The sequence below is a fragment of the Thalassotalea mangrovi genome (assembly GCF_005116735.1).
Lineage (GTDB): Bacteria > Pseudomonadota > Gammaproteobacteria > Enterobacterales > Alteromonadaceae > Thalassotalea_A > Thalassotalea_A mangrovi.
This window is the reverse complement of the sequence record NZ_SWDB01000035.1, coordinates 19,649-35,933: the sequence shown is the minus strand read 5'-3', so window position 1 is coordinate 35,933 and position 16,285 is coordinate 19,649. Positions and strand designations below refer to the sequence as shown.

Genomic DNA, 16,285 nt, shown 5'->3' with positions numbered 1-16,285 from the left:
ACTCGCTGAGAGGCTTTGGACCTTTCAGTGTAAGTGCTCAACAAGCAGATGCCCCGAAAGAGTCCACTTTTTCGGGGTTTTTTAGTATTTGGAGCAAACAATCATGACAATCAATGAAAATGGTCGATTACGAATCGCCATTCAAAAATCCGGGCGCTTGTCCGACTCTTCTCAAGACTTATTTAAGCGTTGCGGCCTGAAAATCTCACTTGCCGACCGCAAACTCCTCGCTCATGTTGGCAATATGCCTATCGATTTAATGTTGGTTCGTAGCAGCGATATTCCTGGCCTGGTTATGGACGGGGTCTGCGACCTTGGCATCGTTGGCGATAACACGCTAGAAGAACACGCCCTGCAGCGCCAGCTAAATGGTGAGCCCAGTGCATACGATAAAATATGCTCACTAAAGTTTGGTGGCTGTCGCCTGTCCATCGCCTTACCTGAAGAAATCGATTATCAAGGAATTCAGTCTCTCGATGGCATGCGCCTGGCAACCACCTACCCGCGCCTTCTTAACCGATTTGCGCAGCAACATGGCATTCGTTTTGAGACCTGCCGCTTAAATGGTTCAGTGGAAGTTGCGCCACGGGTTGGCCTGGCAGACGGTATTTGTGACCTGGTCTCTACCGGCACCACGTTAGAAGCAAATGGTCTTAAAGAAGTAGAAGTTATCTACACATCGAAGGCCGCGCTTATTAGCGGTGACAAACCACTCTCTGGTACGAAAGCGCAAATCTTCGATAAGCTGCTGCCACGTATTCAGGGAGTGCTGAAAGCCCGCGAAAGCAAATACATCATGTTACATGCCCCTAAAAACAAACTGTCCGAAGTAATCACTTTAATGCCTGGTTCAGAAACACCAACGGTTTTACCACTAGCGGAGCGTGACGACAGAGTTGCGGTGCACATGGTCAGTACCGAGACCTTTTTCTGGGAAACCATGGAGCAACTTAAAGACTTAGGCTGTAACTCCATTCTTGTGTTACCAATCGAAAAAATGATGAGGTAACCATGATTATCTGGCAGCAACTTAGTAAGCAACAGCAAGTCTCGACACTGGCTCGCCCTGCGATCAGAGATAACCAGGTCCTTGCCCAGAATGTTAAACATATCATCGATGCGGTTCGCGATAATGGCGATACTGCCTTGCTTGATTTCACCCAAACCTTTGATCGGGTGACGCTTGATGATTTGCGTCTGCCCGAATCTCAGGTTCAGCGTTCAGTAAACGCATTAAGTGCAGAGCGCAAGCAAGCGATTCAAACGGCTTATGAACAGATCAAAGCGTTTCACAACGCTCAGCAATTTCAGGATATCATCGTTGAAACCCGCCCTGGCGTTACCTGCCAGTTAAAGTCCGAGCCTATTGAATCCGTTGGCTTATACATTCCCGCAGGCTCCGCACCTTTGCCTTCGACGGTATTGATGCTGGGTGTCCCTGCCAAGCTTGCCGGATGTGAACGCGTGGTATTGGTTTGCCCGCCAGATAAAGACGGTAACCTTGCCGATGAAATTATCTATGCCGCCTCAGTCTGTGGCATCAATGAGATTTATCGCATCGGTGGTGCCCAGGCTATTGCAGCTTTAGCGCTTGGTACGAAAACCTTAGCGCCAGTCAATAAAGTCTTTGGACCGGGCAACAAATACGTCACCGAAGCGAAAAAACAATTATCGCAAGCAGTCCCTGGCTTTGCCATAGACATGCCAGCGGGCCCTTCGGAATTGCTGGTGATTGCAGATGCCGGTGCTAACCCGGTATTTGTAGCCGCTGATTTGTTATCACAGGCAGAGCACGGTCCGGATTCGCAGGTCATTCTTTTAAGCGACAGCGCGCAAATGATAGAAGCTGTCAGTAATGAGCTACACACACAAATATCTACCCTACCCCGTAAAGACATTGCCGAGCAGGCACTCGAGCAAAGCCGGTTAATTTTGTGTGCCAATCTGGACGAAGCGGCAGCCGTGTCTAATTTATACGGTCCTGAACACTTAAGCTTGCAGGTTCGTGACACCGATTCACTGCTTAATAAGGTTAGAAACGCTGGTTCCATCTTTGTTGGCGATTACTCACCAGAATCTGCCGGAGATTACGCCAGTGGCACCAACCACGTGCTGCCAACCTACGGTTATTCGAAAGTAACGTCTTCATTATCGCTGGCAGATTTTAGTCGTCGTTATACAGTGCAAACCCTAACCAAGCCTGGTTTAGAAAGCCTGGCGCAAACCATTATAGAGCTGACCGATGCTGAAGGCCTGGATGCGCATCAAAGAGCCGTCACATTGCGAGTCGATGCCGATGCCAGTTTTAATGATGCTAATGATGCAAGGGTTAAAAACGCTGAGGGGAGGCAACCATGAGTATCGAGCTGAATACAAATCTAAAAAACAAAACGACATTAGCTGATACTAACAAAAGTATTCTGAACCTGGTCCGAAAAGACGTTATTGATATGGTCGCCTATCAATCGGCACGCCGTGAACAATCGGGCGGTACCGTTTGGCTTAATGCTAATGAGCAAGGTGGCAATAAGGTATTCTCCCAGCCCATTGAACAATTAAACCGTTATCCGGATTTTCAGCCTTCCGCTTTGATTAACGCTTATGCCAATTACGCTCGGGTAAAAACCGAGCAATTGCTTGCAACTCGCGGGGCAGACGAAGCCATCGAAGTATTAATTCGTACCTTTTGCGAGCCTGGCAAAGATAATATCGTCATTTGCCCACCCACCTATGGCATGTATGCCATTAGTGCCAAAGGCCATCTGACCAACACCACGAATGTGCCTTTAACATCTGCATTGCAACTGGACTTAGAGGGTCTGCAGCAACAGGTTGGCCAGTGTAAGCTGGTATTTATCTGCTCGCCAAACAACCCGACGGGCGATTTAATCAATCGACAGGACATCATTCACACTCTGGAAATGTTCTCAGGCAAAGCACTTGTCGTAGTTGATGAGGCCTATATTGATTATTGCGTGGAAGCTTCATGTGTTGAGCTGTTGGAGCAATTTGAAAACCTGGTCATTCTAAGAACGCTGTCAAAGGCATTTGGACTTGCCGGACTTCGTTGTGGTTTTGCTATCGCCAATCCCCAGGTTATCGAGATGATGAGTAAAATCATTGCCCCTTATCCTATTGCCAAACCTGTGGCAGATATCGCCAGTGGTGCTCTATCCTGTGAAGCAACGTTAACCTTGCAACGCGATATCAAACGCACTTTGGAGCTCAGGAATGAAATTGTCACCGAACTAAAAGTGCTGCCCTGGATTGAGCAGGTATTTACCAGCAAAGCCAACTTCGTATTGTTTCGCATAGCAGCTACAGAAACATGCGAGCGGCTATTTGCATTTATGAGTGATAACGGCGTTTTGATCCGCAATCAATCGAAACAGTTAACGTTAGAGAATTGTCTGCGAGTATCGATTGGCTCTGAGCAGGAACTAAGCGAATTTACACGCCTGTTAGCAGCGTTTAACGAAAAACTCTCCTAACCAACTGGAATTTAACGTTTTTAATGAATTAAGAAAACCGAAGTAAGGAGATAAACATGAAAACCAATAATATTTTATTTATCGACCGCGATGGCACCTTAATTGAAGAGCCAGTTAGCGATAAACAAGTCGATAGCCTGGAAAAGCTGGTGCTTGAACCTCAGGTGATTCCAGTACTGTTATCGCTGATGGAAAAAGGCTATCAGCTGGTACTAGTTTCCAATCAGGACGGTTTAGGTACGGATAGCTTTCCGCAGCAAGATTTTGACCTGGCCCACAATAAAATGCTGGAGATCTTTAACTCCCAAGGCGTTAAATTTGCCGACCAGCTAATTTGTCCGCACTTTGAAGAGGACAATTGTAGCTGTCGCAAGCCAAAGCTGGGTTTAGTCAGCTACTACTTACAACAGCGCCGCATTAATTTTGCCAACTCTTATGTTATTGGCGATAGGGAAACCGATTTACAGCTTGCTGCCAATATGGGAATTCCTGGCCTGCAATACCAGCGCGACGGCCTTAACTGGCCAGCGATTGCCGAGTTGTTACTTACCAGCCCGCGCGAGGCAACGATTGTTCGTACCACCAAAGAAACCGATATCCGGGTTAGCGTTAACCTTGATAAGCGCGGCGGCAACAACATTTCAACCGGCATTGGCTTTTTCGACCACATGCTCGATCAAATAGCTACCCACGGTGGCTTTTCTCTGCAATGTAAGGTTGATGGCGACTTGCACATTGATGATCACCACAGTGTTGAAGATACCGCCCTGGCGCTGGGGGAAGCGCTAAGGCAGGCACTTGGCGATAAGCGTGGCATTAACCGTTTTGGTTTCGTCTTGCCGATGGATGAGTGTCGCGCCGAATGCAGCCTGGATTTATCCGGCCGTGCCCACATTGAATTTAACGCCGAGTTTACCGACAACCATGTTGGTGGTATGTCGACACAAATGGTCAGTCACTTCTTTAAGTCGTTAAGTGATGCCATGGCCATTACCCTGCACTTATCAACGTCGAAGGGTAACTGTCACCACCAGGTTGAGAGCCTGTTCAAAGTATTCGGTCGTGCGCTTGGCCAGGCTATCACCGTAAGCTCTGATGAACTGCCTAGTTCTAAAGGTGTGCTATGAGCCAACTTCGAGGTAATCAAACGGTATCTGATGCGGTTATCGTGGATACAGGCTGCGCCAATATCAATTCATTGAAGTTCGCCATTGAGCGCCTTGGATACAAGGTTGCCGTATCTCGCGATGAAAGTGTGATTCGCCAGGCGCCGCGGGTGTTTCTGCCAGGCGTTGGTTCCGCGGAATACGCCATGCAAGGCATTAATGAATTGCAGTTGAAATCGCTTATCACGTCATTAACCCAACCTGTGCTTGGTATTTGTCTTGGCATGCAGTTGCTTACCCGGGAATCCTTTGAAAATGGTGTGCAGACCGATTGCCTGAACCTAATCGATACAGAGGTTAAAGGTATCGATATCTCTGGTGCCAGTGGTACGCAACCCGATGGTTCGGGGTTGCGTTTACCGCACATGGGCTGGAATACCCTGAGCAACATCGGTGATAACCCACTGTTTGACGGCATTAGCGAAGACGATTACTTCTACTTCGTACACAGCTATTGCGCACCGGTGTCAATACACACCTTAGCTGAGTGTCGGTACGGCCAGGATTTTTCCGCCAGCCTTAATCAGAATAATTTTTATGGTGTGCAGTTTCACCCGGAACGTTCCGGACAAAGCGGTGCGCGATTATTACGAAATTTTATGGAGTTAGTTTCATGATCATCCCTGCGATTGACTTGATTGACGGCACCGTTGTGCGCTTGTTTCAGGGCGATTACCAACAAAAAACCGAGTACGCGTTAGAGCCTTTGCAAGTGCTAAAAAGCTATGCCGAGCAAGGCGCCAGCTGGCTGCACATTGTCGATTTAACCGGCGCAAAAGATCCGGCAAAACGTCAACTGCCGTTAATTAAAGCGTTAACCGATACCGGGTTATTAAAAATCCAAACCGGCGGTGGCATCCGTAGCCGGGAAGAAGTGAAAGACCTGCTCGACTCAGGCGTTGAGCGTGTTGTTATTGGCTCGGTTGCAGTAAGCAAGCAAGATGAAGTCAGCCAATGGTTTGAAGAATTTGGTAGCGATAAAATCGTGCTCGCCCTTGATATCAATATCGACGAAGGCGGCAAGAAGGTTGTTGCCACCCATGGCTGGCAGCAAAGCTCAGGGGTAACGTTAGAAGAGCTGATTGCTACCTATCGCAAAGTTGATTTAAAGCATGTTCTTTGTACCGACATCAGCAAAGATGGCACCTTGCAAGGTTCTAATGTCAGCCTTTATCAAGAAGTAAAAGCTGAGTTTCCAGATATCTGCTGGCAATCGTCTGGCGGAATCGGAGCGTTAAGCGATATTGAAGCTTTGATCCCCACTAAGGTCGATGGCGTTATATTGGGCCGGGCGTTACTGGAAGGAAAATTCACCTTAACGGAGGCTATCCAATGCTGGCAAAAAGGATAATTCCCTGCCTCGATGTACGTGATGGCCTGGTGGTAAAAGGCGTTAAGTTTCGCAATCACGAAATCATTGGTGATATCGTTCCCCTGGCTCAAAAGTACGCCGAGCAAGGCGCCGATGAGTTGGTGTTTTATGATATTACCGCCAGTGCCGATGGCCGCACTTTGGACAGAAGCTGGGTTGAGCGCATCGCCAAAGTTATTGATATTCCTTTTTGTGTCGCCGGCGGCATTAAGAGTGAAGCAGATGCCCAGAAAATGTTATCCATGGGCGCCGATAAGATTTCCATTAACTCCCCTGCGCTTGCCGATCCGGATTTGATCAATCGCTTGAATCGCCAGTTTGGTCAGCAGTGTGTAGTTATCGGCATCGACTCTTACTTTGATGAACAAACGGGTCAATACCAGGTGTATCAATATACCGGCGATGAAACCAAATCCTCGAAAACCCGGTGGCAGACCGCAGACTGGGTTCAGGAAGTTCAAAGCCGTGGCGCTGGCGAAATCGTTCTTAATGTGATGAACCAGGATGGTGTGCGCCAGGGGTACGATATCGAACAACTTAGTATGGTTCGAGAAGTCGCTAATATCCCGCTGATTGCCTCGGGCGGCGCTGGCACTATGGAACACTTTGCCGACGTATTTCAACAAGCCGATGTTGACGGCGCGTTAGCTGCTAGCGTGTTTCACAAAGGCATAATCGCCATTGAAGATTTAAAAGCATATTTGCGTGAGCAAAATGTGCCAATGCGAAAATAAATGCGAAATCAGGAAACCAATATGTTAGTAACTCTCGACAACGCTTCAGAACTTGCCTGGGAAAAAATGCAAGGCATGATCCCTGCTATTATCCAACACGCCGATACCGGAGCGGTATTGATGCAAGGGTTCATGAATAAAGACGCACTGGACAAGACGTTAGAAATATCAAAAGCAACGTTTTTCTCTCGTTCCAAGCAACGCCTTTGGACCAAAGGTGAAACCTCGAATAACACATTGGATGTGCAAACCATTTATACCGATTGTGACAAAGACTCCTTATTGCTTGTTTGTCGCCCCAACGGGCCGACTTGCCACTTAGGCTATGACTCTTGTTTTCCAGAGCAGGAATTTAATCAAAAACACTTTTTATCACTGTTGGAGCAAGTGGTAAAACAGCGTCAGTTTGGTAAGCCAGAGGACAGTTATACAGCCAAATTATTGAGCCAGGGAACCAAGCGTTCGGCGCAAAAAGTCGGCGAAGAAGGTGTGGAAGTAGCGCTAGCGGCGGCTACAGGTGATCGTGACGAGCTTTTGCAGGAATGCGCTGATTTGTTCTATCACACCTTGGTATTACTTCGTGATCAGGATGTTGATTTAAGCGAAGTTATGGCAGTATTAGAGAATCGTCATCGTTAACAAGAATTTGGTTTCATCATTCTAATGGCATCTCTTGCAATTCATTATAAGGCAACACACTTTAACGAACTTAGCGCTGCCGAGCTCTATCAGGCATTAAAACTCCGAGTCGATGTATTTGTGGTTGAGCAAACCTGTTATTACCCGGAACTCGACAATAAAGATATCGACAAAGAAGTCATCCACTTGCTGGCTTATGATTCTAATGGAAAGCGCAATGAACTGGATTTATTGCCCCTTGCTGCCTATCTTCGAATTTTACCACCAGGGCTATGCTATCCGGGTATGGTTGCCATTGGCCGGGTAGCAACCGATATGGATTATCGTGGCAAAGGCCTGGGCCATCCATTGATGAGTGAAGCCTTACAGCTATGTCAACAATACTGGCCGGATTTTAGCGTGAAGATATCAGCGCAAGAGCACCTTGAAGCCTTTTATAACAAACACGGCTTTGTTCGTGTTTCTGACATGTATCTCGAAGATGGTATTCCCCATATCGAAATGCTGAAAGATTAATGAACGCGTCAATGACCACCTCAAGTGTTGAGACTTCAACCAGCTCTATCGATGGCCAAAAATGGCAGCTGCATCGATTAGATGGTGATTCAGGGTATCAGATACCAGTAGAGGCATTCCTACCATTACAAAATGACGTCAAAGCCTCGTTATTATTGTTACCGGCAATGGGCATGGCCGCCCGTTATTATCGGCCATTTGCCGAACAGCTGACCAAACATAATATCGCCGTTTATTTACTCGAGCAGCGTGGTCATGGCCACAGCAGTATGCGTCCTGACAGAAAATGCGACTACGGATTTAAAGAGTATCTGGCTGATATTGAAGTCGCCACTTCCTGGTTAATGCAGCAGCATGGTGATAATCAACTAAATCTGATGGGGCATAGCCTTGGTGGTCACCTGGCCAGTTGTTTTACCGCGTTACACCCTGAAAAAGTCGATAAAATCATTCTGTCTGGTTGTGCATCTCCGTATCACCGTGCCTTCGACCGGAAAACAGGCTTGTTGTTACAAGGCCTGTATCACAGTATTCCTTTGATGAATAAGCTACTTGGTTTTTATCATGGGGAATTCACTGGATTTGCCGGCAAAGAGAGCCAGCAACTGATGCTTGACTGGCGCAACCTGGTTAAGACCAATACCTATAAAGCCAAAGGCGTCGACAAGGACTTCGAACACCAGCTGAAAAACTTTTCCGGGGATGTTCTCAGCCTGCAGTTTAGTGAAGATATCTATGCGCCACCAATACCGAGCCAGTTAGTATTGGACAAATACACGAACGCCAGCATCGAAAAAATCACCCTAACCTCAGATGATTTGGGGTTCAGTGCCGATCACTTTCGCTGGGCGCGAAAGCCAGAGGTGAGTGCTAGTGCTGTGAAAAACTGGCTTATGAAGAAAGAAAACCTATCGTGAACGAGACTCTGTTTTTTTAGCTGCAAGCTTAAGGCTACAAGAGGTAAGCGGTTTTGTGCCAAAAAGGGAGTTGAATATCACTGAGTACGGATCGTAAGCGATACTCCGAACCCACAATCAAAGATTGTTCCTAGTTGCAGGCATGGATGTTGGTGTGCAGAATTTGTCTCTCTGAATCGACCAGATTCACCTATTTTTTGGGTTCATAAAATAGGTTTTGTCATAATCAAATGGAGACTGGTTATTCAAATAGCCATGCTTGCGTTTAAGTAATTAATAAAATCTCATATAAATCATTAACCGCAAAGATATTAAAGATTTTTTATCATTTAGATTTCTTTCAAACCCCTCAAATTGTGAACAAACTCACCCAATACGTTTTACGTGTATTGATTGGCACGTACTTTTATTTCTCTTTCGTTCATAAACATTTCGTTATAACTGGCAAAGCATTGCTCTTTAGAAAGTTCGAAATACATTTCAGCCATTGACATATTTTGTGGTACATATGCACCATCTCGATACATTGAGCCAAGGAAATAAGACGCTTTTGCGTGTCCAAGTTCTGAAGCTTTCGCGAATAGATGAAAGGCTTTATTTACATTCACATCACCAGTGCTTAGCTCCCCACCAGTAAACCAGGTTTGTGCATCCTCATAATATTTATCCGCGCGGGATTTTCGGGTAAACAGACGGTAAAGTATGTAGGCTACGGTTACATACCAGACTGGGGGGACGAAAATTGAAATGGCGATAAGTAAAATGGCCATGATGTTATCCTTAACAGGTTCTTGATAGTATTGTCTTTTTCACGATCTTATAGACCTAGTTTAGTACTCGGTTAATCAAGTCTCAACGCAGATAACTGTACAGGCATAGTAATTTTTCAACGTCGCTTTTAGCGAGGTATGGTGCGCAATACCCGAATACCACCGCACCATATCTTTCATTTATTGAGCCAATGTTTACGCTGTCCATGATTTCTCTTTAACCCGGAACACTTCCATAACTCTAACAATTTCATAAATTTACACCCTTTACTTAGTAGGCTAAGCTGAACAGAAAACACTCGTTTGGGGAACGCATGAAACAGATTTACATAATGTTTTTGGGATTTATTGCCCTTTCCGCACTATTAAAAACGGCGCAAGCTGAAGAGTTTACTCCTGAGAACTGGAAAGATCGGGTTCATGGCCCTCTGGCTCAGGTCGCTGTATTGGGTTCACCGCATTTAAGTAAATATGGCGAAAAATTCAAAGTAGAGTCCTTAAATTCGGTACTCAATAATCTCGAACGATTTAAACCGAATATCATTACCATAGAGGCGATTTCTGGACCCCAATGTGAATATATACGACAGTATTCTAGCGAATACCCTGACGTTTTTAAAAATTACTGTTGGGACAATCATGATGCACTTAAAGCAACTGGCTTAACGATAGCCCAAGCTGTCTCGGAAGCAAATCGCATATTGCAAGAGTGGCAACAAACACCTGAAGTTCAGCCAACAGCCGCTCAGCGACGATATCTGGCGGCAGTATTTTTGGCTGCAAACGATCGCTATTCTGCTCAGGTACAATGGCTATATTTAGCCCCTGAAGACCGGCATAAAGACCGTATCATTAATCAAGATTTATTATCGATTCTTAATAGGGAAAACGGTGCATACAATGAAAATTATGAAATCGGAGTAAATCTGGCGGTTCGATTAGGCCTGCAGAGAGTTTACTCGATAGATGACCATACTGCTGATGTTATTCAAACTCATGCTGGTAAAGGATTTGAGCCGGCTATTCTGGATGTCTGGAGCAATTTAAAGGTTACACCAATAAAAGAAGAACAAAAAATAGCGGATGGTACAGCCGATGCTGACGACCTGCTAAGTATTTACCGAGAGAGTAATAAGTTGCAAAGTTTGATGCCCGCAATCGAAGGAGACTTTGGTGCCGGACTTAAGCATGATACTCCCGAATTGTTCGGCCGCCAGTACGTTGCATGGTGGGAAACTCGTAATTTGCGCATGACAGCAAATATCCGTAGCGCATTTGCCAATAATCCCGGCGCCAAAGTACTGTCTATCGTCGGCTCATCCCATAAGCCATACATTGAAAGTTACCTTCGACGAATGCACGATGTAGAGATTGTTAACACCAGTAGTCTATTAAAGTAATTAATTTCACAGTAGGGCTTGGGCAATATTGATTAATTGCATTTAAGACTTAGCGTGACGGTTGAAAATAGTCATGATCAAACCGCTTTTGCATAAATAAATAAGTCGGTAGCGGGATCACCTGACTCTACCGGAAATTGTTTCCGGACAACATTCAGCAATTCAAAATCGTTGGCGGTCAGTTCCGATTTCAGGAATTCAAACTGATGGTAATGAATAAACACCTGATCCCCGGCCGAAGATGTTTGCAAACCGGAACCTGCATCGTCACCTTCCATGGTGCTTAGATACAGGATACCACCAGTATTTAGCAACTGTCTTATATCCCTTATCAATTTTGCAACGTCGTTCTTTGCAAGGTATGGCGTACAAAAGCCGCATATCACCGCATCATAGCTTTCATTTATTGAACCAATTTCGCGGCTATCCATAACCTCAAATGTCGCATGTGGATTATTCTGTCGCGCCAGGGTCACCATATTAGGCGCCAAATCAATCCCATGTAACCTTAAATCCGCATGCTTATCTAAAATATATTTGGAAATATTGCCGGGACCACAGCCGATTTCAAAAATACGTGCCTGCCTACTGGTTAACAATGAACAAAAGATATCGTAAGTATCCTGGTAGAAGGCAAAGTCCATATACTTGCTTTGGTATTTATCAGCAAGGCGATTGAATGTATCTACTGTAACTGCATATTTGTCCATAAATGTTTGCCTTAGAAGAGCCCTATCCTGCCATTTTTCAGCATTTTTTCGCGTGTAATATCATTCTCAATACGGTTATTTCACGGCTGTTTCTGAATGGATATTTACTAGAAACAGATCGCCGTTATTCAGCGGATATGCTTCGATATCCAGGTATAATTTGTTACCTTGTTTGGTACTGGCATACTCATGAATCACCGTGGTACGTAATTCATCCTCAATTAAAAATGTACCCAGTTGACGATCATAGATGCCAGAATATCGTATCGGCGCAATCTCAGCTTTCAACATCTGCAACACTTCCAGATGATAAGAAAGCCACTTCACTGGCCGGGATGTGCTGCAGCTCGTTAATCGTTTCTCTCCGGTTTCATTGGCAAATACCAAATAGGTGCCTGCCTGCAATTTTGTTGAGCAATTGCAGCAGATAGGCTTATTTGCGGCTGCCAAGTGAGTTACCAACTCAGGGCTTCCCTTGAATACCTGCCTGATTTCAAAATACCCATGTTCCTTTCCTGATCGGTGGTGTTGAGGGTCAGCCTGTTCAATTACCTCAATATCGGTAATTTCAGCGATAAATACATGTTGATTATCATTCCAATTCTCGATCAGCATTGGCCGCATGCAAGAACAGGCAATGACATCGAACGTAAACAGGCAGAAAATAACGGCAATCCACCCTTGCCTGGCATTGATTTTTTGCTTGTTCATATTAATTTCCCTGTTAATCACACATTAAAGGTTGTGTATTCTGAAGTAATGCAATAACGCCATTTTGATTGGAATACACATCAAACGTCATATTGCTCTGGTCAGCAGCTTTGGACGCTAATAAAGATTGTTCAATCACACCGCTGCGCAACAACTGCCGTTGCTCATTACAAAATTCAATAAACCAGTCACCATCAAGCTGTACCAAGCGCCCCTGACGTATTTCATCGGCAAAATCCAGCCCCACAAGCTGAGTTGCCGATTGCGCCTCTTGTTTTAGGTTTTCGACAAGTTGGTTAAAACTCAGCAACTTCTGTTCAGGTGTACTGGTGGCTACTTCTGAAAACGATATATCGGGTACACCATTCATCGGTAACGGCGGCAGTGTAAGGGCCAGCCTGACCGGTTGTTCTGAATTTGTCGCGATTAGATTCTCTTCATAAGTAACGTCAACGACGCTACTTTGTCCGGGTTTAATCCGCTCTGTCTGTTCTTTTAAAACATTAAACAAAGGCAGGATTAGCACTAGCGCAATGCAAGAAATGATGGCTGGCTTGATATAACTAAAACGACGATACCGACTCAGATAACCATGCTGCAATTGATGCGCATCGGTTGTCGATTCGATGCGCGCCATTATTCTTTCTTTGCTTGCCGCATCAAGGCGATGTTTTGCTTTGTATCTCTGATAAGCAGATTGCAGAGAATGCTCGAACTCTGAATGATTAGCACTCATGACAAATACTCCTGACCCGATACGGGCACATAATGATTATCCCTACATTGATTGTCGTTGATACGTTCGAATTGCTTTTTCAAACTTTGCCGGGCGTAGCGCAATCTGGATTTAATGGTTTCTGTTTTTTCAGAGGTAATGATTGCGATATCCACAATGGAAAACCCTTCGAGTTGCAAGACAATCGCTTCACGTTGTGCCAGTGGTAACGAATGTATTAACGCCCTGAATGATTCATCTGACAGCTTTTGTTGTTCACGATCATTATGCAACTGTTCTACCGACTTATGTGACAACGAACATTGCTCTGCAAAGCTGGCATTCTGTGCATCATCGATATCACTGAAATCCCAACGCTGACTGCGACGCAATTCATCGATTAACGTATTCCGTGCGATAGTGAACAGCCAGCTTTTTACGCTGTTTCCCTCAGTGAACCCTTGACGTTTTTCCATTACTTTCAACCAGGTTAGCTGCAGGATTTCCTCAGCCATTGCCACGTCCGATTGAGCCAGAAGGAAGTGATATAGATCATCACTAAATTGCTCGACCAGGGGGTTTAACAACGCCGGTTCAGGATTGTGTGAGTAAGCCAGCATTTGCTGCTCTGCATCTAATGCCGGATTTAACCAACCTTTGATGAGTGAAGATATCTTCGTCAAAGTTACATCCTTTTGGGTTTATGGCTCATTGATTCCTGAAACCGGAACGTTTTATTTGGATATACCAATCAAATTAAGTTTGTGCACAACTCAGAGTTAGGGCAGAGATTCATTTACAACATAGATTTCATTGATATAGTCATTCTATATTAATGAAATATAGGGCCGTAAATGAGCCTCTGATAAACTCCCTACGGGTGAGTTTTAAAGGCGTTTATCCTGCGTTACTGATTTTGACAATGGAACGACCATTCTCTGCAATCAAAGCCTTGTCTATAAGCCTTTAAATTCTCACTGAGTGAGCAATAATTTAATGTGATTGGTATTATGGACGATAGCATCTAGCATGCTATCATCATACATCAATTGCGTTTACGAACCAGTTTCCTGGTCGATATTAAAATCCAATTGTACCGATAACCCTGTTTGTTTGAACGCCTTGCCATCTACCATTTTTGGCTTATATTTCCAGCGTTTTAATGCTTTAATCGCAGCCTTATCAAATGTTCGTTTCGGCGACGAGTCAATCACCTCGATGTCGGTCACGCCACCACTTTCATTAATGGAAAACGCTAATTGCACCCAGCCAGTGATACCATCTCTGGCAGCGACAATAGGATATTGGGGACTTACCCTGACAATAGGTCTGGCTTCGCCGCCCATTCCCGGCCCCAATATTTCAGGCCCCTCGTTTACCAAGGTTATTTGGGGGCCTGGAACATTAATAGTCACATCGGTCTCACTTGACGTTAACGCCGTTACTCGTTGAGGCGGTAGCGGCACCGGTTTAGGCTCTGGTGGCGGATTCAGCTTTGCTTTTTCCTGAACCTTGCTGTCTTGCGATTTTTCCGTAAATTCTATGGGCACAAAATTTGTCGGTTTAAATGTAAAGTTACCTTTGTCTTTGACTAAGGTTGCCATAAACGCAAATAACCCAAAACTTATAAGCGCTGCAAAAAAGATTATGTTGATTAACCGAGTCATTAGCCTGCCTCACTATTTTCGTTATTGATAAATGATTGAGGTGTGATCACTGACAATATTCCTTATTGTCCTGCTAATGAAACGTTTGATGTTTTGAAAAGGGGTTAATTAACTGGAAATTATTTCAGACTGGTGTGATAACGGGAAAAGTAAGCAATTCAGGTGCCGGAATGAAGTGGCATACTTGCCTAATTCTTTTTGCCAAAGTCGATGCGAACACTAAGGTTTTCCTGCTTCACCGGTTGGCCGCTTTCCATTTTAGGTCGGTACTTCCAGCGCGCGAGAGCATCGACGGCTGCCTGATCAAAAATTTCTTCAGGTTGCGATTCAATGACCTCTATGTCTTCTGGAAACCCTTCGGTATTAATAGAAAATCTTAATTTCACCCAACCACGAATTTTCTGCCGGGCAGCGCTTATCGGGTATCGAGGTAATGTACGATAAATCGGTGTTGCACCGGTATCTTGCGGCAAGTCCATCACAAATTCCTGTGATTCGAAGTTGCTGCTAACTGCAATACCTGGCATTTCGACTTGTTCAATACTGGTAGAGGCTTTTGCCGGCTCTGCTCGGACGGTTGAGATCCCTGAGGGTTTTTGCACCGGTTCGGGGGGAGGCTCCAGGACTCTCTTTATATGAACGGGCCGACTGTCCTTACGAGGTTCTGTCAATTCGATTATGGTGTAGTCGTCAACTTCTTCAACGTAGATATCATCTGATGCAACTAACGCAGCCATCATGGCAATAAGACCCAGTGAGACAAAAGCCCCGGCAATAATTGCGACGAAGAATTTCACCCCTCCTCCTTTTACGGGAAAATTAGCATGCAAGCCTACTACCTCTAACTACCTGACTCGGATTAATTATAGTTGTTTGTTGGTGGTGTTTTGCGCAAGTCGAACGATTGTTTATCTAGATGTCTTTTCGTCAACTTTTGTTTGCAGTACACTAGGTTATACCCAATTTTACGATGAAAAGATCATCGCCTCATCTGATAAGCTACAGATAAAAATAAACAGGACAAAACAATGGAACATTCATTAGTAATTACCGGCTTCTACGCGGGAATTTTAGCGTTATTGCACATCGCATTGAGCTTTAAAGTCATTGGCCTGAGGCGACGCTTACAAATCGGATTGGGAGACGGAAATAATAAAGAGTTGCAAAAAGCGATTCGGGTACATGGTAATTTTTCCGAGTACGTCCCTTTAGCGATGATTATGTTTGCTGTGTTGGAATTTAATCAAGGTTCGTTAATGCTATTACATGTTCTGGGAGGAGCTTTGGTAACCTGTCGATTCCTGCACGCTATTGGTGTTGGCAAAACAGCAGGAATCAGCTGGCAACGGTTTACCGGTGTTTTAGGTACGTTCCTGGTTATCCTGGCCCTGGCAGTAATGAATATCGCCAATATACTGCTCGCCGCGTAGGCATAAAAAAAGGCACGAAAACAAATGTCGTGCCTTGATTCTATCGA

19 protein-coding genes are annotated in these 16,285 nt (G+C 45.0%); 12 read left to right on the top strand and 7 right to left on the bottom strand.

Features of this window, described 5'->3' with window-relative positions:
• The first annotated feature begins 109 nt into the window (after positions 1 to 109).
• From hisG to E8M12_RS14350, 10 genes are read left to right on the top strand one after another with little or no spacing between them, the layout of a single operon-like run.
• The gene (hisG, locus tag E8M12_RS14395) at positions 110 to 1,009 is read left to right on the top strand and encodes an ATP phosphoribosyltransferase (protein ID WP_169303152.1); all 900 of its coding nucleotides are present in this window, start codon (positions 110 to 112) and stop codon (positions 1,007 to 1,009) included.
• Between the two features lie 2 nt (positions 1,010 to 1,011).
• Positions 1,012 to 2,358, top strand: coding sequence for a histidinol dehydrogenase (gene hisD / locus E8M12_RS14390; RefSeq protein WP_136736968.1), 1,347 nt, complete (start codon positions 1,012 to 1,014; stop codon positions 2,356 to 2,358).
• A complete protein-coding gene (gene hisC, locus E8M12_RS14385) occupies positions 2,355 to 3,491 on the top strand; it encodes a histidinol-phosphate transaminase (protein ID WP_136736967.1) in 1,137 nt (378 codons plus the stop codon). The genes hisD and hisC overlap by 4 nt, the downstream gene beginning before the upstream one ends.
• Positions 3,492 to 3,547: 56 nt before the next feature.
• On the top strand, positions 3,548 to 4,618 hold the full coding sequence (gene hisB, locus E8M12_RS14380; RefSeq protein WP_136736966.1) for a bifunctional histidinol-phosphatase/imidazoleglycerol-phosphate dehydratase HisB: 1,071 nt from the start codon (positions 3,548 to 3,550) through the stop codon (positions 4,616 to 4,618).
• Positions 4,615 to 5,274 carry an imidazole glycerol phosphate synthase subunit HisH gene (gene hisH / locus E8M12_RS14375; RefSeq protein ID WP_136736965.1) on the top strand — a complete coding sequence of 220 codons (660 nt, stop codon included), beginning with the start codon at positions 4,615 to 4,617 and terminating at the stop codon, positions 5,272 to 5,274. The genes hisB and hisH overlap by 4 nt, the downstream gene beginning before the upstream one ends.
• On the top strand, positions 5,271 to 6,008 hold the full coding sequence (gene hisA / locus E8M12_RS14370) for a 1-(5-phosphoribosyl)-5-[(5-phosphoribosylamino)methylideneamino]imidazole-4-carboxamide isomerase (RefSeq protein ID WP_136736964.1): 738 nt from the start codon (positions 5,271 to 5,273) through the stop codon (positions 6,006 to 6,008). The genes hisH and hisA overlap by 4 nt, the downstream gene beginning before the upstream one ends.
• Positions 5,990 to 6,763, top strand: a complete 774-nt coding sequence (gene hisF / locus E8M12_RS14365) for an imidazole glycerol phosphate synthase subunit HisF (protein ID WP_136736963.1) — start codon at positions 5,990 to 5,992, stop codon at positions 6,761 to 6,763. Before hisA ends, hisF begins: the two co-directional genes overlap by 19 nt.
• Positions 6,764 to 6,784: 21 nt before the next feature.
• Positions 6,785 to 7,402 carry a bifunctional phosphoribosyl-AMP cyclohydrolase/phosphoribosyl-ATP diphosphatase HisIE gene (hisIE, locus tag E8M12_RS14360; RefSeq protein ID WP_136736962.1) on the top strand — a complete coding sequence of 206 codons (618 nt, stop codon included), beginning with the start codon at positions 6,785 to 6,787 and terminating at the stop codon, positions 7,400 to 7,402.
• A 24-nt stretch (positions 7,403 to 7,426) separates the two neighbouring features.
• Positions 7,427 to 7,918 carry a GNAT family N-acetyltransferase gene (locus E8M12_RS14355; protein WP_136736961.1) on the top strand — a complete coding sequence of 164 codons (492 nt, stop codon included), beginning with the start codon at positions 7,427 to 7,429 and terminating at the stop codon, positions 7,916 to 7,918.
• Positions 7,919 to 7,929: 11 nt separating this feature from the next.
• On the top strand, positions 7,930 to 8,835 hold the full coding sequence (locus E8M12_RS14350; protein WP_169303150.1) for an alpha/beta hydrolase family protein: 906 nt from the start codon (positions 7,930 to 7,932) through the stop codon (positions 8,833 to 8,835).
• Between the two features lie 380 nt (positions 8,836 to 9,215).
• On the opposite strand, the gene E8M12_RS14345 is transcribed toward E8M12_RS14350, so the two are convergent.
• Positions 9,216 to 9,605 carry an SEL1-like repeat protein gene (locus E8M12_RS14345; RefSeq protein ID WP_136736959.1) on the bottom strand — a complete coding sequence of 130 codons (390 nt, stop codon included), beginning with the start codon at positions 9,603 to 9,605 and terminating at the stop codon, positions 9,216 to 9,218.
• A gap of 314 nt (positions 9,606 to 9,919) precedes the next feature.
• Between E8M12_RS14345 and E8M12_RS14340 the strand changes: the two genes are divergently transcribed.
• Entirely contained in the window at positions 9,920 to 11,005 is a 1,086-nt protein-coding gene (locus E8M12_RS14340) for a DUF5694 domain-containing protein (protein WP_136736958.1), read from the top strand.
• 77 nt (positions 11,006 to 11,082) lie between these two features.
• Here the strand turns inward: E8M12_RS14340 and E8M12_RS14335 are convergent, their stop codons facing one another.
• From E8M12_RS14335 to E8M12_RS14310, 6 genes are all read right to left on the bottom strand, one after another.
• Positions 11,083 to 11,715: a class I SAM-dependent methyltransferase gene (locus tag E8M12_RS14335; protein ID WP_136736957.1), complete on the bottom strand. Its 633-nt coding sequence runs from the start codon at positions 11,713 to 11,715 to the stop codon at positions 11,083 to 11,085.
• Positions 11,716 to 11,790: 75 nt separating this feature from the next.
• Complete coding sequence (locus E8M12_RS14330) at positions 11,791 to 12,426, bottom strand: hypothetical protein (RefSeq protein WP_136736956.1); 636 nt, start codon at positions 12,424 to 12,426, stop codon at positions 11,791 to 11,793.
• 13 nt (positions 12,427 to 12,439) lie between these two features.
• Positions 12,440 to 13,162: a hypothetical protein gene (locus tag E8M12_RS14325; protein WP_136736955.1), complete on the bottom strand. Its 723-nt coding sequence runs from the start codon at positions 13,160 to 13,162 to the stop codon at positions 12,440 to 12,442.
• On the bottom strand, positions 13,159 to 13,824 hold the full coding sequence (locus E8M12_RS14320; protein WP_136736954.1) for a sigma-70 family RNA polymerase sigma factor: 666 nt from the start codon (positions 13,822 to 13,824) through the stop codon (positions 13,159 to 13,161). The genes E8M12_RS14325 and E8M12_RS14320 overlap by 4 nt, the downstream gene beginning before the upstream one ends.
• Positions 13,825 to 14,196: 372 nt before the next feature.
• Positions 14,197 to 14,745: an energy transducer TonB gene (locus E8M12_RS14315; protein ID WP_246034162.1), complete on the bottom strand. Its 549-nt coding sequence runs from the start codon at positions 14,743 to 14,745 to the stop codon at positions 14,197 to 14,199.
• A gap of 251 nt (positions 14,746 to 14,996) precedes the next feature.
• On the bottom strand, positions 14,997 to 15,605 hold the full coding sequence (locus E8M12_RS14310) for an energy transducer TonB (protein WP_136736952.1): 609 nt from the start codon (positions 15,603 to 15,605) through the stop codon (positions 14,997 to 14,999).
• A gap of 231 nt (positions 15,606 to 15,836) precedes the next feature.
• On the opposite strand from E8M12_RS14310, the gene E8M12_RS14305 reads away from it, so the two are divergent.
• Entirely contained in the window at positions 15,837 to 16,238 is a 402-nt protein-coding gene (locus E8M12_RS14305; RefSeq protein WP_136736951.1) for an MAPEG family protein, read from the top strand.
• The last annotated feature ends 47 nt before the right edge of the window (positions 16,239 to 16,285 follow it).